Genomic DNA, 18,619 nt, shown 5'->3' with positions numbered 1-18,619 from the left:
TCCCGCAGCCATCATCCGCAGTTCGAACCGAACCCAAGGAGCAGTACTATGAGCCGCATCGCTATTCCGCAGAATATTCCCGCCGAGTCCAAGGCCGTCGTCGACGCCGTGTCGCGGCAACTCAAGCTCACGCCGAACCTGTTCCGCATCATGGCACAAAGCCCCCAGGCGCTGAACGGGTGGGCCGGCCTGCAGAGCGCTCTCTCCAAAACACTCGACATCAAGACGCGCGACGGCATTGCACTGGCCGTGTCGCAGGTCAACGGCTGCCAGTACTGCCTCAGCGCCCACACCTACGCAGCCACCCAGTTTGCCGGCCTTTCCAGCGATGAGATTCGCCGCAACAGACTCGGGGACTCGGACGTGCCCCGCGTGGCGGCCGCGGTGGCGTTCGCGCGCAAGCTGATGCAAACGCGCGGCAAAGTAGCGACGGGGGACCTCGACGTGATGCGAGCCGCCGGGTACAGCGATGCCAATATCGTCGAGATCATCGCGCTGAGTGCGCAGTTCATGCTGACGAATTTCGTCAATAATGTGTTCGACACGGAGATCGACTTCCCGGTGGTCGAAACGGAAATCGCCTGAACGCGTTCGGAAGCCCGCAAGGGCTTCCCCCTCTTCTGGGAGTTCTGCCATGCCACGCACCACTGCCGAAAAGCGCGCCACATTCCGGGCGCTACACGAATCCGGTTGTTTCACGCTGCCGAACCCTTGGGACGCCGGCAGCGCACGTTATCTCGCGAGCCTCGGCTTCCAGGCTATCGCGACCACGAGTTCCGGCTATGCGTGGTCGACCGGCCGCGCCGACAACCAGGCGAGCCGCGATGAGATCCTCGCGCACCTGCGAACGATGGTCGAGGCCACCGATCTGCCGGTCAATGCAGATTTCGAAAGCGGCTTTGCCGACGATGCGGCCGGCGTTGCCGAGAGCGTGAAACTCGCGGTCGCCACCGGCGTGGCTGGCCTGTCGATCGAAGATGCGACCGGCGATGCCGCCGCGCCTCTGTTGCCGATAGAGATCGCCGTGGCGCGGCTCGCAGCGGCGCGGCAAGCGATCGACGATAGCGGTGGCGATACGCTGCTGATCGGCCGCGCGGAGAATTTTTTCGTTGGTGTGCCCGACCTGAACGACACGCTCGAGCGTCTGAAGGCTTACGCAGCGGCCGGCGCGGACTGCCTGTACGCGCCGGGTATCCGGACGCGCGAAGAGATCGAGGCCGTCGTCGCGGCGGTCTCGCCCAAACCGGTGAACGTACTGATTGGCGCGAACCCGGTCCTGACATTGCCAGAACTGGCAGCGCTGGGCGTGCGGCGCGTCAGCGTGGGCGGCGCACTCGCGCGGAGCGCCTGGGGCGGCCTCATGCGCTCCGCCCAGGCGCTTTCGGACGGACGCTTCGACGGCTTCGCAGATGCCCCACCGGCTTCGGATCTCAATGCACTGTTCGCTGGCGACGCTTGACGCGCGCCATTAACATCGATCCCGTCACTCAAGGAGAAACACATGGCTCGCGAAATCATCCGTGTCGAACCATTGTCCAACTGGCTCGAGCGTTGGAAGGCACCCACCTCCATTGCCACGCGTCACGGCGACACGCTTTACGTGTCGGGCTTGCCGCCATTCGATCCGCAGACCGGCGAAGTGCTGGATGCGCCGATTGATCAGCAAACTCAACGCGTGCTGGAGCAACTGAAACTCTGCGTGGAAACCGGCGGATCGTCGCTCGACCAGGTGCTCAAGTGCAACGTCTACTGCACATCCGTCGAGATGTTCCCAATCGTCAATGAGATCTATGCGCGATTCTTTAGCCCCCAGCCACCGGCACGGATCTTCGTGAACGTGCCCGCATGGCCCGGACGTTTCGATATCGAGATAGATTGCATTGCAGCGGTTTGAGCCGTGTTGCGCACGACCATGGCACGCTCGACCGACGCACAGATCGAAGCGGCACTCACCGATAACACAGGGCCTCACCGCGATCGCGCCCGCGACGGGCGAGATCGCGTCGCCGATGTGCTTCGCTTCATCGACATCGGGCCAGGCGATCTTTCTGCCGTATCGCGGATATTTCACTCGCTTGTTCGCGTCACTGGCCGGAGACCACGGACGCGTATTCGCCGCGATTCCCGCCGAGCTGACAAAGATCGAGCGCATCGAGGCGGGACAGTCGGAGGTCGAACAGTTCGCGCGGTAGCGGCACAATGTCGTGCTGCTGACAGGGATTGCCGGAAAAGCGGGCGCCCGACGGAACAGATCTACGCGTTTTGCATCGCGCGGAACTACCACGATCTCCACACGCCAAAGATGGTCCCCGTCGACGTTCATGCATTCAACGACGCCGTTTTTCGCGTGTTGATGCCGGGCGGCCATTACGTAATCGTCGATCATCGGGCGCAGCCGGGTTCGAATACGCGGGTGAGCACGACGTGCTGCATAGTCACCGCGATCCGCGGACGTCCTGCATCTTCGCGCGTGGAATCCGATACGACACCGATGGGTTTATCGTGAAATTCGGAGGCCTGCTGAGCTTACGTGTCGTGTTCGTCAATGACCGTTATCTGAATGGAACCGCCGTCTGAATGTCTTCGCGACGCTTAGGAAGAAGGTCTCTTCCTGGCCGATCTTTGTCCGACGTCGATCAACGGCACGCGAGCCACTTCTGCCCTTCGACGTGGAAAGACCGCAACAGCAACTTCCAAAGTACAGCGGCCGTTCACGCGGATGTCTATGCGCCACACGAGGCGCGCGCGACGGTCAAAAGGAGAGCTTTGACGGCCTGCCTCGAAGTACTCAGCTTCAACGTCCGATACAAAGACTACGAGCGTCATAACCACACGGGCGCTAGCTGGAGCGCAAACACGCGCCAGTTGAGGCGTTCAGCGTTCCTTGCCATGTGTATTGGAGTCGGGCGCCTCCGTGCAGCGCGTTGAGGCGTAACCTTTCAGCATGCTGGTCGTGCACGTGGTGAGGTGGCTTCCAATGCGTCACGCGTTCGGATCTGCGGTGAAGCCTCGCCAACGATACTGCGGCTGCTCATTCGCAAACTCGCCCGATGATCGGCCTGCCAGCGGGCGCGCGTCTGGATCCGGGCTTTTCCTTAATCGTGCAAGCAGCTTTGTTAGAAGCGGAATGTTGGCTATCTTTGACTCACCATCTGCCAGGCCGAACGAGAGAGGCAATCATGAAAGCATGGAACGTCGTGAATCTGCTCGTCGTCGTGGGATGCGTGACGTTGACGTCGAACGTCTACGCGCAAGCCAGCAACGCTATGCCGATGGGCTCGAGTCCGGCTGCAAGTTCAGGCAAGGCGACGCCAGCGGACAAGAAGCTGGCTCGGGATGTACGCAAGGCGTTGTCGAAAGCGCCCAACTTCAACGTGTCGAACGTATTCGTCAAGGCGCGCGGCGGTGTCGTGACATTATCCGGCAGCGTGTCGGACGGTCCTCAGATCCAGCAGGCCGCGGAAGTGGCGAAGGGCGTGCCGGGTGTAACGTCGGTGAGTAACCATCTGACGCTCTATACGAAAGGCTATTGACGCTTCGAGGCGGCGCCGGGAAGTACTGGCCGTTTTCAGCCGTGAAAAGAGGAGCCGACGCTCTCGCAGGACAAGATGTTCACCGTGCCGGTGGACTATCTCTCCTGGTGCGTGGGCCACGAACGCTCGGACCTGAAGTATCTGAAGGATTCGGTGCGCGCGATGTACCGATGAAACGTTGTTCCAAGAGCGCGAAAGGCACTTGACGACCCGATACTCGGTCGTTCAAGTCCAGTTCGAATGTTCCTTGCGCAGCTTATCCGGCCTCGGGTTGGATTTAGAAATGTTGGCGTGGATGCGAAGGAACGCGAGATAGTTGTCGTCTTCGGCCAGCATCAGGGTCGGCGTAGACGATGTAGCCGCGTTCGTTGACGAGAAGAATGTCGTTAGGCATGGCGGTGTCTCCTCGAAGATTAACAGTACTTGAAAAGCAGGGGCCGAACAACCCGTGCTACGAGCATGACTAGGTCGGTAAGGCCAGTCTTCGTGGTCAGGGTGCTGAGCCCTCGCGAATTCCGACTCGATGGGGGGAAGGATTGCGTTCGCCGTCCCAGCTCCGGCCATTCGCCGCGCGCGATACCCGTCGCGCGGTGCGCCGTACGCCCGGTTCAATGCGATCGGCCGTGGCCGCCGCCACCCCAGTAACGGCCGCCGCCCCAGCCGCCACCGCCGCCACCGCCGCCGCCGCCGCCGCCCCAGCCGCCACCGCCGCCGCCACCGCCGCCGCCGCCCCAGTTCGCGTGACCGGCGCCCGAAGCGCTGCTGCCGTAGCTACCACCTCCCCAGCTGGCGTGACTGCCGCTCCACGCACCCTGTCCATTTCCCGAGTAAGCGTGGCTGTAGTAGCCGTGTCCATAGTACCCATGGCCCGAGTAGCCGTGGCCGGCCCAGTACGTGTGATGGCCATAGTGGTAGTGGCTGTAACCGCCGCAACACCCGCCCCAGAAGGCGAACGACACCGACGGCCACCAGTAGTAGCCCGGCCAGTACCCGTAGTACGGGTATGGATACGCGTAGGGGTAGACCGGTGGATAGGCGATTGGATAGTACGCCGGCGCGCCATAGGCGGGCGCGGGGGCGAAATCGTACGTCGATGGCGGCCCGTCGGGCGACGTGCCGTCGGGCATGTTGAAGTCCTCTGGCGCCGGAGCCTGCTGCGTCGGGTCCCCGGGCGCGACGGGCACGCCATGCTGCGTGGCCGCCGTCGGCACGGCGGGATAGCCATTCGGATAGGCAGTGGAATAGGTAGCAGGATAGCCCGGGTAATACCCGTAGCCCGGATAGTAGCCGTACGGTACGTAGTAACAACCAGACAGCGCGCCGGACAACGCAAGAACTGCAACGGCGCTGCCGGCGCGCAACGCTGCATCGAGCGGGTTCATGACATGCTCCCTCGTTATTCGCGCGGCGACATGCGCCTCACACTTTCCATTCAGCTTATGTCAGGGTTCCATGTTGCACGTTATAAATTGGTAACGGCGTATTTCAGGTAGTGACCCTCCCGTAGATTGAACTGAACATCGCGAGGTCGTATCCGCCTTCAGCTTTTCGCAGATCGCCCAGATTTCCTTGAGCTTCAGCGGAGGCTTCTGATCAGTGAGCTTTGCGCTGGGCCGCGTGCAAGGCACCGTGAGGCCCGGACTAGCCTTTTTGCATCCAGTACTCGCCCTCGCATTTACTCTCATTTAGGTTCTGTGAGACGTCCGTGTTGGTCACAAAGTGAAGGATGCCGCAAATGCCACGCAGCTTCCCCGTGCCGCCAGTGAGCACCGTGCTTCCTATGACGGTGCGGACATCGGCGGACTGGCCGGTTGCAGACTGTGAGATCCCGTCAAACTTGCCGAAAATCTTGTCGCCGTCTTCCAGGTTGTAAAACCCATAGCCGATGACGGTGCCGTTGCCATCGACGGTGTCAACGGTGCCGCGCATCCATTGCTCCGTGACGCTTACGCCAGCAAACATCAACGCGCCCTTGGGAAAGGTGCGATGCAGTTCATAGAGTGCGAGCGAATGCCCCGGTATGTCTTCAACGTCCAGCAGGTGAAGCAGCGTGTATTTCGAATTTTCGCCTGACACCTCGTAGGATATTTTCTCCCGCCTTTGAGCGGAACTTGACTGGTTCATAGTCAGCCTCCATTGCGTAGTCCGTTCACCTTGCCGATGACTTTGCCACTAACTTCGGTAGCGGGCACCCGCAAAGCACTTTCAGTATCGGACGCGCCGTGGCACCCGCAAGGGATTTTCACATCCGTTTCGGCGTTCCGCCTTAACACGGTTCGGAGACCGTAGACGACCCACAAGGGACGTTAGCGTTGCTCTGAAGCAGCCCTTCACGCATGAACAACAGCAAAGTTACGGTCTCGCGATGAGTTGGTGGTGCGCCGTTACGCCAATTTCGCCGCGCTGCTTGCCGTGTGATTTTCCGTCGGAGTGATAGACCACGAGTACAGCGTTGTCGTGCGTCAGCGGCACTGGTGCGATCGTGGTGAGCGCCGCGTTGCCCTCGGCGTCTGCTACCAGGTCGTTGTCCTGACCGCTACCATCAAGCGGCGTGAAGCCGATCGGCTTCTCATTGAAGTGATTTTCGAAAAGGCTGTAGTGTCCGTTGGGCTTAAGACCAGAAAGCACGACAGTTACCTTCTCACGCCCGTCCGGCTGCGGCGTCAGGATCGCTTCCCCTCTGGCACCAAGCCAGGCGCCCAAGGTCAGATTCATCCGCTGGCCGGTAGCGGTCTTCAAAGGCAGCGTCGGCGTGTCAGCGATTAGCGCATTGCGAAGGCCAGCGCTTCGCTTAATCCCTTGCGGCCCGGTAGCGGCGGGGGCACCCGGTTGCTCGACGAAAACCTGTGGGTCCAATGGTGTCTTTTGCTGTGTCTCCCTAGAGAAGAACGCGGCATGAGTTTCAAACGGCAGCACTTTGGCTTCGTCGGCTGCATGCGCACCGAGCGCCGAGAGACCGACCGTTGCGATAAGAATCCTGATCGTGTGCGAGAGTTTCATATTTGTCGTTCGCATGTGTTCTCCGTTGTACTAGCACGAGGCTCGAGACGCCCAACGGCATTACCTGCCGAAGTCGTTGGCGTCGGTCAATCCGTCGCTTGCCAACACGAGGGTTCTCTGGGCTCGGCCAGCTTGCTGCCGAGATTGTCAGCGATCTGGCCCATGATGTCGAACGTCTCAAACTGGCCGAAAGTCGCCCAAAAGCACGACTGGTGCATGAGCAGCAAGGAAAGTTGTTTGGGTGTGCCAGAAACGCGAGCGACTGCTCGCGCATCGCTGACATATAATTCGAAAGTTGGTTAATTAGGATTTATATGATGGCGGATGAGCGACACATGGAGACCGCGCGGCCGGAGCTGCCAGCCGAGCGCGGTGTTGCGCAATATCACCGGCTGGCGTCCCTGCTGCGGCACCGAATTGCGAAGGGCGAGTACCCGCTCGGCACGCAGCTGCCGCCGATCACGCAACTCGCGGACGACCTGAGCGTCGCCGTCATCACCGTCCGGCAAGCATACGAGCTGCTTTCCAAGGAAGGGCTTATCCGCAGCCAGCGGGGCGTCGGGACCCACGTTGCAGCGCTGCCCGCCGTGACGGGCGACCTCGAACAGGTGATCAACAACCCCTTCGCCGCACCGCAGGCGCTTGCCTTCGAGATACTCGAAGTCCGGCGCCGCACCCTTGTGCCACAAGAACTGCTTGGACCGGATGGCCGGTCGGCCGACGAATACGTCTGTGTCCGCAAGCTGCACTCCTATTCCGGCGAGCCGTTCTGCTACGCCGAAATCTATGTGCCGACGCCGGTTTTCGAATCGTTGCCCAAGGACATCGCCATGCAGCGGAAACTGCTCGCCGCGGTGCTCGACAAACTTGGCGCGCGCTGCAAACGCTTGCGACAACGCGTGACCGTGATACCCGCCGATTTTCCTCTGTGCGATATGCTGAAGATCCCGTTTGCCTCGCCCGTCGCGAAGATGACGCGACGCCTGGTTGACGGCAAAGGCAACGTGCTGTACGCCGGTGCGACCTGGTATCGGGGCGACCGCTACGTTTCCGAGATCGACCTCCCCGCGTCCGCCCTGAAAACCGTGCCTGGGATCACCGAGCCGCAGCGGCGGGCTGTCGGGTAAGCCCGGACTTGACGCCGCTTTGCGCATGCCTAAACTACTAACATTAGGCATTTAGGTTTAAGTCCCTGAAGTTGAGTCCTGATTGGAGCTCGATGCGCATGCGGAACCTTCTCTTCCTCCTGGCTACCCCCGTCCTTGAGCCGCAAGCGATGGCGGTGGCCCCTTATCCGGCCAAGCCCATCAAGATCATCGTTCCCTTTCCGGTCGGAAGCGGACGGGACGCCGGGGCGCGCGTGCCCGACCAATCGCTGCCCGCCAGCAAGGGCCAGCCCGTCATCGTGGAAAACCGTCCCGCCGCCTCCGGCTTCATGGCGGCGCAGGCCGCCGCCCCGGCGGTCAAGATCGCATGGAGCCAGCCCGAATGAAGCCCGTACCTACCGTGGTCAGGGCGGCCGATCTTGCCGCCTACGCGCCGGCGAACCATACCGGCACCTCTAACGTGCGCGTGATCGGCCCCGAGACTGTCGGCGCGACGGCGCTCGAAGTGCTGGTCGGCACGATCGTGAAATCGCACGGCGCGCGGGCGCACGCGCACCCCCACCTGGAGCAATGCGCCTACATGATCGAGGGAACCGGCGAGTCGGGGGCGGCGGGCAGCGTGGAAGCGATGGCGCCCGGGACCTGGGCCTACGTGCCGGCCGGCGTATTCCATTCGTTTCGCGTGACCAGCGACCAGCCCGGGCGTGTGCTGGTCGTCTATACGCCGCCGTATGGCGAGAACCCGGCGCACACGATCACGGAACCCGACGACGCTGCCGCCGCGCCCGCTCACGGCAAGGTGCGCGTGCTTGCCGCCGGCGACGCCGCCACCGGCACGGTTCCCCTCATCGACCGCGAGACCGCTGGCGCGCGCTGGGTCGACATTGCGGCGCTGCGCATGCCTACCGGCAGCCCATCGGTCTGCACCGCGGAGCCTGACGCCGAGCAGGTTCTCTACGTCGAAGACGGACGGATCGACGCACGTGTCGACGGGCAGGACTTCGGTCTCGCCCCGGGCGACTTCCTGTTTCTTCCGCGCGGGGTCGCCGCCTCCCTGCGCTGTTTGCCGGAGCAGCCTGCATCCGGCTTCCTTATCAGGGGGCGGCTTCCATCCACTGCTTCAAATCCAGTAACAACGGGAGACAATTCATGAACGCAAGAATGCTCGCGCAGCCCACCACGTCCACCGGCGCCCCGCTGCCGCTGCCCGCTCTGCCACAGGACAAGCTCCTGACCGTCAACATCGAGCAGATCCCGCTGATCAGGGATGTCTTTCCGGGCATCCACATCAAGCCGCTGCGCCTTGACCTGGAGCGCGGCGAGTGGGTCTTCATGGCCATCCTGGAACCCGGTTGCTCGCTGCCGATTCACTACCACACCGGTACGGCGCAGGTGTGGACGATCCAGGGCTGCTGGGCGTATCGCGAGTACCCCGAGCAGCGGCAGACGGCAGGCTCTTACCTGTACGAGCCCGGCGGCTCGGTGCACACCTTCTACACCCCCGAGGACAACACCGAGGACACCATCACCATCGCCTGGATCGAAGGCGCGCAAGTGAGCTTCAACGAGGACGGCACGTTCCACTCGCTCAATGACGCGGTCTCGATCCGATACGCGATCGAGGCCCTCGCGGCAGCGCGCGACATCGGACCGGTGCCCTACATCCGCGGCAATGGCGCCGACGTAGCCGGTTCCTGACCGGAAAGAGGAGCACGGACAGAATGAGCAACGACTCGAACCAGGGTGGGCCGCTAGCCGGCCTGCGCATCATCGACATCACCGAAGTCGTCATGGGACCTTCGGCCACGCAGATGCTGGCCGACCTGGGGGCCGACGTGATCAAGGTGGAGCCGCCCGGCGGCGACATGCTGCGCGCCGTCGGACCCGGCGGGCGCTCGGGCGCCGGCCCGCTGTTCCTCAACCTGAACCGCAACAAGCGCAGCGTCATGCTGGACCTGAAGCGCCCTGCCGGCAAGGAAGCGCTGCTGAAGCTGGCGCAGACGGCCGACGCGCTGGTCTACAACGTGCGGCCGCAGGCGATGCAGCGCCTCGGGCTGGATTACGAGGCGCTGCGGCTGGTGAACCCGCGCATCGTCTACGTCGGCACCTTCGGCTTCAGCCAGCGCGGCCGCTATGCGGACTCGCGCGCCTTCGACGACCTGATCCAGGCGGCCGTCGCGATCCCCGAGGCCAGCGTGCGGGCCGGTTCCGACGTGCCGCGCTATGCCCCGCTCAACCTCTCGGACCGGGCCACGGGCCTGTACGCGTTCGGCGTGATCTGCGCGGCCCTGCTCGCGCGCGAGCGCACGGGTTGCGGGCAGGCGGTGGACGTGCCGATGTTCGAGACCACCGCGCAGATGATGCTGGGTGATCATCTGTACGGCCACACGTTCATCCCGCCGCGCGGCGGCTTCGGCTATCCGCGGCTGCTCAACCCGCAGCGGCGGCCGTACGCAACGCAGGACGGCCTGGTGTGCCTCGTCGTCTACACCGACGAACAGTGGCAGGCCTTCATGCGCGTGGTCGGCGAGGCCGAGCGGTTCAACAGCGACCCGCGGTTTGCCGACGGCGAATCGCGCACGCAGCATGTCGAGGCGCTGTACGAGATCCTCGCCGACAAGCTGAAAGCGCAGACCACGCAGCAATGGCGCGAGCTGCTGGAGCCGCTCGGCATCCCGGTGTTGCCGGTGCACACCTTCGAGTCGCTGATGGACGATCCGCACCTGCAGGACATCGGGTTCTTCCAGCAGTTCGAGCATCCCACCGAAGGCATGCTGCGAACCATGGCGGTGCCCAGCGAATGGCCGCAAACCCCGCTGCCGCCGCTGCGCCCGCCGCCGCTGCTGGGTGAGCACAGCGCGCAAGTGCTGGCCGAGGCCGGCTACTCGCCGCAGCAGATCCGCGAGATGGCGCAGGCGGGCGTGACGCAAGTGGCGGCGTGCAGCGAGTCAACGGGAGTCGAAGCATGACCGAGGTCGTGCACGCCAGCCGGCAGGACGGGCGGCTGATTCTCACCATCGACCGTCCGGAGCGCCGGAATGCGCTCAACGCGGAAGTGATCGGCACCTTGCAGAAAGCGCTGGATCGCGCCCGGTCTGACGAGACGATTCGCGCGGTGGTGCTCACCGGTGCGGGCGACGAGGCGTTCTGCGCCGGCGCCGACCTGGGCGGGGATGCCTTCGCGTTCGACTACGCCACGCCGACCAGCGCCTACGCCGACCTGCTGCGCACGGCCCGCACGCTGAACGTGCCGCTCGTCGCGCGGGTCAACGGCGCCTGCATGGCCGGCGGCATGGGCCTGCTCGCGATGTGCGATCTCGCCATCACGGCCCGGCACGCGAGCTTCGGCCTGCCCGAGGTGAAGGTGGGCGTGTTCCCGATGCAGGTGCTCGCCGTGCTGCAGGCCCAGTTGCCGCTGCGCTGCCTGGCGCAGCTGTGCCTGACGGGCGAGGCCATCGACGCGGCGCGGGCACGCGAGATCGGTCTGGTGAACGAGGTGGCTGACGACCTCGACGCTGCGCTCGAGCGCCTGCTGTCACGGCTGCTCGCCAACTCACCTACCGCGCTGCGGCGCGGCATGTATGCGATGAAGGCGATGCGCTCGATGTCCTTCGAAGAGGCGATCGCCTTCGGCGAAGGGCAGATCGGCCTGCTGGCCCTGACCCAGGACGCGCGCGAGGGCCTGACCGCATTCAAGGAAAAAAGGAAACCGCAATGGACGGGCAACTGACATCGTCGACGCCGGGCAAGGTTGTGCGCATAGGTGGCGCCTCAGGCTTCTGGGGCGACAGCAGCCTCGGACCGCTGCAGCTGGTGCGCTGCGGCGCCATCGATTACCTCGTGTTCGACTATCTCGCCGAGCTCACCATGTCGATCCTCGCGGGCGCGCGCATGAAGCGGCCGGAGGAAGGCTACGCCATCGACTTCGTCACGGTGGCGCTGCGCTCGGTGCTGAAGCAGACCGTCGAGCAGGGCATCCGCATCGTCAGCAACGCCGGCGGCGTGAATCCGAGGGGCTGCGCCGCGGCGGTGCGGGCTCTGGCCGACGAACTCGGCGTACCGGTGCGGGTCGCGATCGTCGAAGGCGACGACGTGCTCCCGCTTGCCGCCGCGATGCGAGCGGCCGGCACGGTCGAAATGACCAGCGGCGAGCCCATGCCGGAGCGCCTGGTGACGGCCAATGCCTATCTCGGTGCACTGCCCATCGCGCGGGCCCTGGCCGCGGGCGCCGACATCGTCATCACCGGCCGCTGCGTCGACAGTGCGGTCACCCTCGGCGTGCTGATGCACGAGTTCGGCTGGGCGGCCGACGACTTCCACCGGCTCGCCGCCGGCAGCCTGGCCGGCCACATCATCGAATGCGGCTGCCAGGCGACAGGCGGCCTGCACACCGACTGGGCCAGCGTGCCGGACTGGGCGAACATCGGCTATCCGATCGTCGAGTGCCGCGAAGACGGTAGCTTTGTGGTCACCAAGCCCGCGGACACCGGCGGCCTCGTCACGCCCGCAACCGTCGGGGAGCAACTGCTGTACGAGATAGGCGATCCGGCCAACTATCTGCTGCCGGACGTGACCTGCGACTTCCGCCAGGTGCGCATGGAGCAGGCCGGGCCGCATCGCGTGCTCGTGACCGGCGCGCGCGGCCGCCCGCCCACCGGCACCTACAAGGTCAGCGCCACCGCGCCGGCAGGCTTCAAGGTGTCCGGGCAGCTCACCATCGTCGGGATCGACGCCGCAGCGAAGGCCAAACGCACGGGCGAGGCGCTGCTCGAGCGCGGCCGCCGGCTGCTGCATGAGAGCGGGTTCGTGGATTTCCTGGCCACCCATATCGAGCTGCTCGGCACGGAGTCGGCTTACGGGCCGCATGCGCGACCGTTGCCGACGCGCGAAGTCGTGTTGCGCCTGACGGTGACGCATGCCGACCGGCGCGCACTGGAGATGTTCAGCCGCGAGTTAGCCGCACCAGGCACATCCTGGTCACCCGGTACGACCGGTGCCGGTGGCCGTCCCTCGGTGTCGCCGGTGCTGCGGCAGTTCGCCTGGCTCATTCCGAAGGCGCGGGTGACGCCGACGGTCACGCTCGACGAGACGACGTACACCGTGACGCTGCCGTCACCGCAACCGCAGGTCGCGCCTGGACCGCTGGCGCCCATCGAGGGCGCGCTGCCCCCCGGCCCACGCCAGACCGTGCCGCTCGTGAGAATCGCGCTCGGACGCAGCGGCGACAAGGGGGACACCTCCAACATCGGCCTCATCGCGCGGCATCCGGCCCTGCTGCCGGTGCTGAAAGACCAGGTGACGTCAGAACGCGTCGCGGAGTACCTCCGCCATCTGATGCAGGGGCCGGTCCACCGTTACGAGCTGCCCGGCATCCATGCCATCAACCTCGTCTGCGAGCGGGCGCTGGGCGGCGGCGGCATGGCGTCGCTGCGCAACGACCCGCTCGGCAAGGGCATGGCGCAGATGCTGCTCGATATGCCGGTCGACGTCCCCGCAGACCTGCTGCAGGAGCGCCCCGCATGAATTTCGACTTCTCCGACGACCAGCTTGCAATCCGCGACGCCGTCGAGGCCCGCTGCGCCGACTTCGGCGCCGATTACTGGCTTGAGCGGGACCGCGATGGACGCTGGCCCAGCGAGTTCTGCGACGCCGTCGCTCGCGGCGGGTGGTTCGGCGTGACCATGCCCAAGGAACACGGCGGCGCCGGCCTCGGCATCTCCGCGGCTGCGATGGTGATGCGCACGATCGGCAAGCTCGGCTCGGCGGCGGTGTCGTCGGTCCACCTGAACCTGTTCGGCCCGCAGCCGGTGGTCGTGTTCGGCAGCGAGGCGCAAAAGCGCCGCATGCTGCCGCCGTTGATCGACGGTTCGGATCGCGCCTGCTTCGGCGTGACCGAGCCCAGCGTCGGTTCCGACACCACACGCATCAGAACCTTCGCCCGCCGCGCGGGCGACCGCTACATCGTCCACGGCCAGAAGGTCTGGACCTCGACCGCGCAGCACGCCAACAAGATCCTGCTGGTGGCCCGCACGACGGCGATCGAGGCATGCGCGCGGCCGATGGAGGGCGTCACGCTGTTCTACACCGACCTCGATCGATCGCGCGTGCGCATCAGCGAGATCGACAAGATGGCGCGCAAGGCAGTGGACTCGAACGAACTGTTCATCGACGGGCTGGAGATCCCCGTCGAGGATCGCATCGGCGACGAAGGCCAGGGCTTCAGCTACCTGCTGCACGGCCTGAATCCGGAGCGCATCCTCGTCGCGGCTGCGGCGCTCGGCGCCGCTGAGACAGCGCTGGCGCGGGCAACCGACTACGCCAGGGAACGCGTCGTGTTCGGCCGGCCGATCGGCAAGAACCAGGCGATCCAGCATCCGCTGGCGGAATGCTGGATGCACCTGCAGTCGGCCGAACTGCTGATGTGGAAGGCGGCGGCGCTCTACGACGCCGGCAAGCCCTGCGGTGTCGAGGCCACGGCGGCCAAGTACCTGGCGGCGGAGGCCAGTTTCGAGACGTCGTTGCGTGCGGTGCGCACGCACGGCGGCTACGGCTACGCGAAGGAGTACCACGTCGAGCGCGGCCTGCGCGAAAGCGTGCTTTCGCTGCTCGCACCGGTGACGCAGGAGCTCGCGCTGTGCTACGTCGCCGAGCAGGCGCTCGGATTGCCGAAGTCGTACTGACCCGCGCAGCGCGAGACAAATCGCATCCAGGGCGCGGCAAAGGCAGGTCCGACGACACCAACCGGATCAATCAGCAACGGTCCATAAACCCGAGCCTGGAGACTGCGAAATGACGATGAACCTTGCGGGAGGACAGTTTCATGAAGAGGTTTGAGGGTAAGGTCGTAATCGTCGTCGGCGCCGCTGGCCACGGCAACATGGGGCAGTGCATTGCCCGACGCTTCGCCGGCGAAGGCGCCAGCGTGATTGTGGCTGGACGACGCGCGGAGCCGTTGGATCACCTGGCAAGCGAAATCGGAGGCGCCAGCCGGCTTTGCGATTTCACGCGCAAGGAAGACGTCGAAGCCCTCGTCGCCTTCGCGCACGAGCGCTACGGCCACGTCGATGTCGGCATCAACGCCACGGGCTGGGGACTTCTCCGGCCGTTCGAAGACACGAGTGAGGAAGAACTGCAGGCGATGATGGATCTCCAGTTCAAGGGGCCCTTTCAGTTCATGCAGGCGCTCGTGAAAGCGATGAGGCAAAATCCGACGCCGGGGGCTCGATCATCATGATTTCGTCGGCGACCGCGACGATCATGCTTGAGAACCACGCCGCCTATATGGGCACCAAGGCTGGCACCGACCACGTCGTGCGCTGTGTCGCCAACGACTTTGGCCATCTCGGAATCCGCGCCAATTCGATCTCTCCTGGCATCACTCGCACGCCGATGTCGGGTGACGCCCTGAACATCCCCGAAATATTGGGGGCCTTCGAGGCCGGCTATCCGCTCGGACGTATTGGCACTGTGGACGACGTCGCCGAAGCGGCTCTGTGGTTGGCAAGCGACGTGTGCTTCATGACGGGACAGAACCTGCAGGTCAATGGCGGTCTGACGCTGCGCCGCAATCCGACAGCGACGGAAATGGGCGCCGCCTATGCCCGGGTTATCGCGGACCTGTCCGCATGACGGAATCAATGGGGCAGACACGATTGAATATTCGTCCGCCGCCGAACGTGTCGTGCGAGGGGAGGCCGTGACGCAGCTGGAGGAAGCGGCGCCATGACAAATAAGTGCATCGGTTCTGGGGCGCATCCAGGCGATGCAGCTTCCTTGGTTCTCAAATCCAGTAAATCAAAGGAAATGGCGTGAGCATCTTCACACTGATATCGCCTGAATTCAGGGATCAGGACCGGCTGCAACTGGTGCATGAGTTCAATGGCTTCGACGGAACCGGCCAGAACCGTTCGCCCGCGCTGCAATGGCACGGCGCGCCGGCAGGCACCAGGAGCTTCGCCCTGACGCTGTACGACCCGGACGCACCCACCGGCAGCGGCTTCTGGCACTGGATCCTGTTCGATATCGATTCGTCCGTCACCCAGCTCGCCGCAGGCGTAGGTGCACCCGACGCCACTGACCTGGGCGCCAGCGGCACTCAGGCCATCAACGATTACGGCGCCACCGGCTACGGCGGTCCCTGCCCGCCCAAGGGCTTGCCGGCGCACCGCTATATTTTCACCCTGCACGCGCTGGGTGTGCCCAAGCTGGAGCTGCCGGCCAACCCGCCGAACGCGGTGGCGCGCTTCGTGATCTACCAGAACACGCTCGCCATGGCCACCCTGACTGGCCTCTACAACCGCTGAGGGTGCGCCTTGCTGTCACTGTTTGAACCGCTCGCCAGCAGCCCCAGGGCCATCTGCCCGAATCGAGGAGCACGATCTAAGCATGGGGACTGCTTCCTGCCCACTCGATGCCGGTAGAAACGCCCGGCCCAGTTTCATTCCAGCACTAGCCGTACGCCTGCCGGAAGTGTCCCGAGATTGCAACACAACTAGGAGACCGAAATGAAATCGAAGTGGGGTGGCGCTGCAGCGCTTGTCGTGTTCGCGAGCGCAGCACACGCGCAATCGTCGGTGACGCTGTACGGCATACTCGATACCGGGTTCCTGTATCAGAGCGCGAACGCGAGCAACTTTCAGTCGAAGGTGAATCTCGGGCATGTCTACGAGCTCAAGGACGGTGGCATCTATGCGAGCCTCTGGGGCCTGAAGGGCACCGAGGACATCGGCGGCGGCTACAAGGTCAACTTCAAGCTGCAGGGGTCGTTCGACACGCCCACCGGGAGGGCCGGATTGGCCGACACACCGACCGCCACCGCGATGTTCAACCAGCAGACGACGGTGGGCGTGTCGAGTCCATACGGCACGCTCGACCTGGGCCGGCAGATCCTGCCGATGATCTATGCGATGGCGGACACCGACGTACGGAACGCCCAATACTTCGGCAGCATCCTGACCGCGTGGCTCGGCCTGAACCAGGCCGCGGGCTGGCCGGGCACCAGCACGAACGGCTCGATCGGCGCGCTGTATGACGACAATGCGATCGTCTACCAGTCGCCGAAATTCTACGGCGCATCGCTTGCGCTCGAGTACGCGCCGGGCGGCGTCGCCGGGAAGTTTCAAGGCGGCACGCGCGAGTCGGCCGTGCTCAAGTATTCGAACTACGGCCTCAACGTGGCGGGGGTGTACTACAACGGACACGATGCCAACCCGTTTGCGCCCAACGGTGCCGTGACCCCGGCGACAGGCCTGAACAACAACCGGTTCTGGTACGTTGGCGCGCAATACACGTTTTACAATGTTTCCGTGTCGACGTCGTACGGCATGGGCAAGAACCCGGCGAAAAGCAGTCAAGACAGCTTCGAGATGATCTCCGCTGGCCTCGGCTACCAGTTCACCCCATTCTTCAAGGTCACGTCGGGCTTCTATTACTTGAGGGACCGAAATTTTTCCTCCAACCAGTCGAATCTGTTCGCGGTGGGCGCCGAATATAACCTGTCCAGGACCACCCTCGCCTACGCACAGGTCGGGTACGTCAACAACCGGGGCAACATGAGCCAGACGATCGTATACGCTGCGCCGGTTCCGGAAGGAACGTCGAGCACCGCAGCAATGATCGGCATCCGTCACGCTTTCTGACCCCGTGAACCACGACAATCGGAGCATCGAATGAGCACAAGCAACATGGCACTCAGGATGGCCGGCGGCATATTGCTCGCGCTGGCATCGGTTCACGTCTCGGCGCAGTCAGGCGCAGCGAGCGCGGCGTCGAATGGTGCCGCGACGGCGGCGTCGGCCGCACCGGCGGCCAAATCGGACCGGGCGGCCAGTCGCGCACTGCGCCGCAAGGTCTATTCGGCCATCGTGAAGCACAAGGAGATCAACGCCGGGAACATCAGTGTCGTCGCGAAGGGTGGTGCAGTCACCCTCTACGGGACGGTCGTCGACCCATCGCAGATCGACAAGGTGGCCGAAATCACCAAGGGCGTCCCGGGCGTCATCTCCGTGACCACCAAGCTGACGGTCGAGAAACCGTTCGGCGGCCAGTAAGCTATGGCGGTTCTGTTGCAGTAAGGCCGGTCCGCTATGATGTGCGGAACGACATGAACGACTGAAAGCTCGATGAAGACGATGAATCCGGTGGTGGCCCGAGTGCTCAAACGCCTGCATTATCCGCTGGACGTGATTCTGACTTGCGTGCGCTGGTAAGTGGTCTATCCGCTGAGCCTACGGCACCTTGAAGACATGATGGCTGAGCGCGGCGTTTGGATCGATCATTCGACTGAGCACCGCTGGGCCATCGAGCGCTGTTGCCGGTGCTGGAGAAAGCGTTTCGCCGCCGCAAGCGTCCGGTGGGTAAGAGCTGGCGGATGGACTAGACGTACATCCGCGTCAAGGGGGAATGGCGGTATCTTTACCGGGCCGTTGCTCGATGCGCAGGCACAGATGATCCATATTGCGCCCCGCACCTGGCGCACCGCTCTCTGGGCGATCGATCTTTCCGCCGACCTTCAGCAGATCGATCAGCGAGTGCCCGGCGTGTAACTGGATGAGCCCGAGATCCGCCTGTTCCTTTTCCACACTGCAACCAAGCACATCGCAGTAAAACCGGGTCTCGAATCGAGATCGGCGGCCCTGATCACGACGTGGTCGATCTCACGGATTTGAAACTCCATGGAAAAGCCTCCTCCTTCGTCCGGTTCTTCGTGCCGCTCGCGGGAACTTTCCGAGTGTAGGAGAAGGACGAGCCGGGCGTTAGCCTAGTCGCTTCGCCGAAGGTGAATCCGCTTGCTCATCGCCATGCGGATCGCACGTTGTCGGTATTTGCAGAGACGACCTGACCGTCGGTGATGTTTTTGAATGCCCCGGTGTACGCGCACGGGGCGATCAGGATTTCCAGCGGCATCATCGCGCGCGGGCCAGATCTCCGCGCTGTCCAACAGACGGCTGCTGCCCAATAGAAAGTGCGCACGAAAATCGC

The 18,619-nt window shown here is 64.0% G+C and carries 21 protein-coding genes and 2 pseudogenes; 19 read left to right on the top strand and 4 right to left on the bottom strand.

Features of this window, described 5'->3' with window-relative positions; all coding sequences use genetic code 11:
* Positions 1-48: 48 nt before the first annotated feature.
* The 5 genes from HDG32_RS21000 to HDG32_RS20980 all read left to right on the top strand — a co-directional run bounded on the left by HDG32_RS21000 (position 49) and on the right by HDG32_RS20980 (position 3,533).
* Positions 49-585 (top strand): carboxymuconolactone decarboxylase family protein, encoded by a 537-nt coding sequence (locus HDG32_RS21000; RefSeq protein ID WP_184070400.1) that lies wholly within the window; start codon positions 49-51, stop codon positions 583-585.
* Positions 586-634: 49 nt separating this feature from the next.
* Positions 635-1,459: an oxaloacetate decarboxylase gene (locus HDG32_RS20995; protein ID WP_184070398.1), complete on the top strand. Its 825-nt coding sequence runs from the start codon at positions 635-637 to the stop codon at positions 1,457-1,459.
* A 42-nt stretch (positions 1,460-1,501) separates the two neighbouring features.
* The gene (locus HDG32_RS20990) at positions 1,502-1,894 is read left to right on the top strand and encodes a RidA family protein (protein ID WP_184070396.1); all 393 of its coding nucleotides are present in this window, start codon (positions 1,502-1,504) and stop codon (positions 1,892-1,894) included.
* A gap of 115 nt (positions 1,895-2,009) precedes the next feature.
* The gene (locus HDG32_RS20985) at positions 2,010-2,192 is read left to right on the top strand and encodes a hypothetical protein (RefSeq protein WP_184070394.1); all 183 of its coding nucleotides are present in this window, start codon (positions 2,010-2,012) and stop codon (positions 2,190-2,192) included.
* 987 nt (positions 2,193-3,179) lie between these two features.
* A complete protein-coding gene (locus HDG32_RS20980) occupies positions 3,180-3,533 on the top strand; it encodes a BON domain-containing protein (RefSeq protein WP_184070392.1) in 354 nt (117 codons plus the stop codon).
* A 608-nt stretch (positions 3,534-4,141) separates the two neighbouring features.
* Here the strand turns inward: HDG32_RS20980 and HDG32_RS20975 are convergent.
* From HDG32_RS20975 to HDG32_RS20965, 3 genes are all read right to left on the bottom strand, one after another.
* The gene (locus HDG32_RS20975; RefSeq protein WP_184070390.1) at positions 4,142-4,915 is read right to left on the bottom strand and encodes a hypothetical protein; all 774 of its coding nucleotides are present in this window, start codon (positions 4,913-4,915) and stop codon (positions 4,142-4,144) included.
* Positions 4,916-5,174: 259 nt separating this feature from the next.
* The gene (locus HDG32_RS20970; RefSeq protein WP_184070388.1) at positions 5,175-5,657 is read right to left on the bottom strand and encodes a hypothetical protein; all 483 of its coding nucleotides are present in this window, start codon (positions 5,655-5,657) and stop codon (positions 5,175-5,177) included.
* A 228-nt stretch (positions 5,658-5,885) separates the two neighbouring features.
* A complete protein-coding gene (locus HDG32_RS20965; RefSeq protein WP_260336543.1) occupies positions 5,886-6,548 on the bottom strand; it encodes a hypothetical protein in 663 nt (220 codons plus the stop codon).
* A 320-nt stretch (positions 6,549-6,868) separates the two neighbouring features.
* Here HDG32_RS20965 and HDG32_RS20960 point away from each other — a divergent pair, with 320 nt between their 5' ends.
* The 14 genes and pseudogenes from HDG32_RS20960 to HDG32_RS20900 all read left to right on the top strand — a co-directional run.
* On the top strand, positions 6,869-7,660 hold the full coding sequence (locus HDG32_RS20960) for a GntR family transcriptional regulator (protein ID WP_260336542.1): 792 nt from the start codon (positions 6,869-6,871) through the stop codon (positions 7,658-7,660).
* A gap of 98 nt (positions 7,661-7,758) precedes the next feature.
* Positions 7,759-8,025: a hypothetical protein gene (locus tag HDG32_RS20955; RefSeq protein ID WP_184070386.1), complete on the top strand. Its 267-nt coding sequence runs from the start codon at positions 7,759-7,761 to the stop codon at positions 8,023-8,025.
* Positions 8,022-8,792 carry a cupin domain-containing protein gene (locus HDG32_RS20950; RefSeq protein WP_184070384.1) on the top strand — a complete coding sequence of 257 codons (771 nt, stop codon included), beginning with the start codon at positions 8,022-8,024 and terminating at the stop codon, positions 8,790-8,792. The genes HDG32_RS20955 and HDG32_RS20950 overlap by 4 nt, the downstream gene beginning before the upstream one ends.
* Positions 8,789-9,337 (top strand): 2,4'-dihydroxyacetophenone dioxygenase family protein, encoded by a 549-nt coding sequence (locus HDG32_RS20945; RefSeq protein ID WP_184070382.1) that lies wholly within the window; start codon positions 8,789-8,791, stop codon positions 9,335-9,337. The genes HDG32_RS20950 and HDG32_RS20945 overlap by 4 nt, the downstream gene beginning before the upstream one ends.
* A gap of 23 nt (positions 9,338-9,360) precedes the next feature.
* Positions 9,361-10,608 carry a CaiB/BaiF CoA-transferase family protein gene (locus tag HDG32_RS20940; RefSeq protein WP_184070380.1) on the top strand — a complete coding sequence of 416 codons (1,248 nt, stop codon included), beginning with the start codon at positions 9,361-9,363 and terminating at the stop codon, positions 10,606-10,608.
* Entirely contained in the window at positions 10,605-11,369 is a 765-nt protein-coding gene (locus tag HDG32_RS20935) for an enoyl-CoA hydratase-related protein (RefSeq protein ID WP_184070378.1), read from the top strand. Before HDG32_RS20940 ends, HDG32_RS20935 begins: the two co-directional genes overlap by 4 nt.
* Entirely contained in the window at positions 11,354-13,162 is a 1,809-nt protein-coding gene (locus HDG32_RS20930; protein ID WP_184070376.1) for an acyclic terpene utilization AtuA family protein, read from the top strand. The genes HDG32_RS20935 and HDG32_RS20930 overlap by 16 nt, the downstream gene beginning before the upstream one ends.
* Positions 13,159-14,319, top strand: coding sequence for an acyl-CoA dehydrogenase family protein (locus HDG32_RS20925; protein ID WP_184070374.1), 1,161 nt, complete (start codon positions 13,159-13,161; stop codon positions 14,317-14,319). Before HDG32_RS20930 ends, HDG32_RS20925 begins: the two co-directional genes overlap by 4 nt.
* Positions 14,320-14,441: 122 nt before the next feature.
* The gene (locus HDG32_RS36560; RefSeq protein WP_311540137.1) at positions 14,442-14,873 is read left to right on the top strand and encodes an SDR family NAD(P)-dependent oxidoreductase; all 432 of its coding nucleotides are present in this window, start codon (positions 14,442-14,444) and stop codon (positions 14,871-14,873) included.
* Between the two features lie 23 nt (positions 14,874-14,896).
* Positions 14,897-15,268: an SDR family oxidoreductase gene (locus HDG32_RS36555; RefSeq protein ID WP_409340046.1), complete on the top strand. Its 372-nt coding sequence runs from the start codon at positions 14,897-14,899 to the stop codon at positions 15,266-15,268.
* A 179-nt stretch (positions 15,269-15,447) separates the two neighbouring features.
* A complete protein-coding gene (locus tag HDG32_RS20915; protein WP_184070372.1) occupies positions 15,448-15,942 on the top strand; it encodes a YbhB/YbcL family Raf kinase inhibitor-like protein in 495 nt (164 codons plus the stop codon).
* A 201-nt stretch (positions 15,943-16,143) separates the two neighbouring features.
* On the top strand, positions 16,144-17,277 hold the full coding sequence (locus HDG32_RS20910; protein ID WP_184070369.1) for a porin: 1,134 nt from the start codon (positions 16,144-16,146) through the stop codon (positions 17,275-17,277).
* A 30-nt stretch (positions 17,278-17,307) separates the two neighbouring features.
* The gene (locus HDG32_RS20905) at positions 17,308-17,688 is read left to right on the top strand and encodes a BON domain-containing protein (protein WP_184070367.1); all 381 of its coding nucleotides are present in this window, start codon (positions 17,308-17,310) and stop codon (positions 17,686-17,688) included.
* Between the two features lie 72 nt (positions 17,689-17,760).
* Positions 17,761-18,089 (top strand): annotated as a pseudogene (locus HDG32_RS20900) (DDE-type integrase/transposase/recombinase); the annotation flags it as partial.
* On the opposite strand, the pseudogene HDG32_RS20895 reads toward HDG32_RS20900, so the two are convergent.
* Positions 18,067-18,314 (bottom strand): annotated as a pseudogene (locus HDG32_RS20895) (VOC family protein); the annotation flags it as partial. The pseudogenes HDG32_RS20900 and HDG32_RS20895 sit on opposite strands and share 23 nt — an antisense overlap.
* Positions 18,315-18,619: the final 305 nt, after the last annotated feature.

Origin of the sequence: Paraburkholderia sp. CI2 (assembly GCF_014201055.1) — a bacterium.
Lineage (GTDB): Bacteria > Pseudomonadota > Gammaproteobacteria > Burkholderiales > Burkholderiaceae > Paraburkholderia > Paraburkholderia tuberum.
Note: the sequence above shows the minus strand (reverse complement) of the source record. Positions and strands in the feature narration are given on the sequence as shown.

Bases quoted from the DNA above. Each gene is read 5' to 3' on its own strand.
- HDG32_RS21000 (WP_184070400.1), top strand. From the start codon at position 49: ATGAGCCGCATCGCTATTCCGCAGAATATTCCCGCCGAGTCCAAGGCC.
- HDG32_RS20995 (WP_184070398.1), top strand. From the start codon at position 635: ATGCCACGCACCACTGCCGAAAAGCGCGCCACATTCCGGGCGCTACAC.
- HDG32_RS20990 (WP_184070396.1), top strand. From the start codon at position 1,502: ATGGCTCGCGAAATCATCCGTGTCGAACCATTGTCCAACTGGCTCGAG.
- HDG32_RS20985 (WP_184070394.1), top strand. From the start codon at position 2,010: ATGTGCTTCGCTTCATCGACATCGGGCCAGGCGATCTTTCTGCCGTAT.
- HDG32_RS20980 (WP_184070392.1), top strand. From the start codon at position 3,180: ATGAAAGCATGGAACGTCGTGAATCTGCTCGTCGTCGTGGGATGCGTG.
- HDG32_RS20975 (WP_184070390.1), bottom strand. From the start codon at position 4,915: ATGAACCCGCTCGATGCAGCGTTGCGCGCCGGCAGCGCCGTTGCAGTT.
- HDG32_RS20970 (WP_184070388.1), bottom strand. From the start codon at position 5,657: ATGAACCAGTCAAGTTCCGCTCAAAGGCGGGAGAAAATATCCTACGAG.
- HDG32_RS20965 (WP_260336543.1), bottom strand. From the start codon at position 6,548: ATGCGAACGACAAATATGAAACTCTCGCACACGATCAGGATTCTTATC.
- HDG32_RS20960 (WP_260336542.1), top strand. From the start codon at position 6,869: ATGGAGACCGCGCGGCCGGAGCTGCCAGCCGAGCGCGGTGTTGCGCAA.
- HDG32_RS20955 (WP_184070386.1), top strand. From the start codon at position 7,759: ATGCGGAACCTTCTCTTCCTCCTGGCTACCCCCGTCCTTGAGCCGCAA.
- HDG32_RS20950 (WP_184070384.1), top strand. From the start codon at position 8,022: ATGAAGCCCGTACCTACCGTGGTCAGGGCGGCCGATCTTGCCGCCTAC.
- HDG32_RS20945 (WP_184070382.1), top strand. From the start codon at position 8,789: ATGAACGCAAGAATGCTCGCGCAGCCCACCACGTCCACCGGCGCCCCG.
- HDG32_RS20940 (WP_184070380.1), top strand. From the start codon at position 9,361: ATGAGCAACGACTCGAACCAGGGTGGGCCGCTAGCCGGCCTGCGCATC.
- HDG32_RS20935 (WP_184070378.1), top strand. From the start codon at position 10,605: ATGACCGAGGTCGTGCACGCCAGCCGGCAGGACGGGCGGCTGATTCTC.
- HDG32_RS20930 (WP_184070376.1), top strand. From the start codon at position 11,354: ATGGACGGGCAACTGACATCGTCGACGCCGGGCAAGGTTGTGCGCATA.
- HDG32_RS20925 (WP_184070374.1), top strand. From the start codon at position 13,159: ATGAATTTCGACTTCTCCGACGACCAGCTTGCAATCCGCGACGCCGTC.
- HDG32_RS36555 (WP_409340046.1), top strand. From the start codon at position 14,897: ATGCTTGAGAACCACGCCGCCTATATGGGCACCAAGGCTGGCACCGAC.
- HDG32_RS20910 (WP_184070369.1), top strand. From the start codon at position 16,144: ATGAAATCGAAGTGGGGTGGCGCTGCAGCGCTTGTCGTGTTCGCGAGC.
- HDG32_RS20905 (WP_184070367.1), top strand. From the start codon at position 17,308: ATGAGCACAAGCAACATGGCACTCAGGATGGCCGGCGGCATATTGCTC.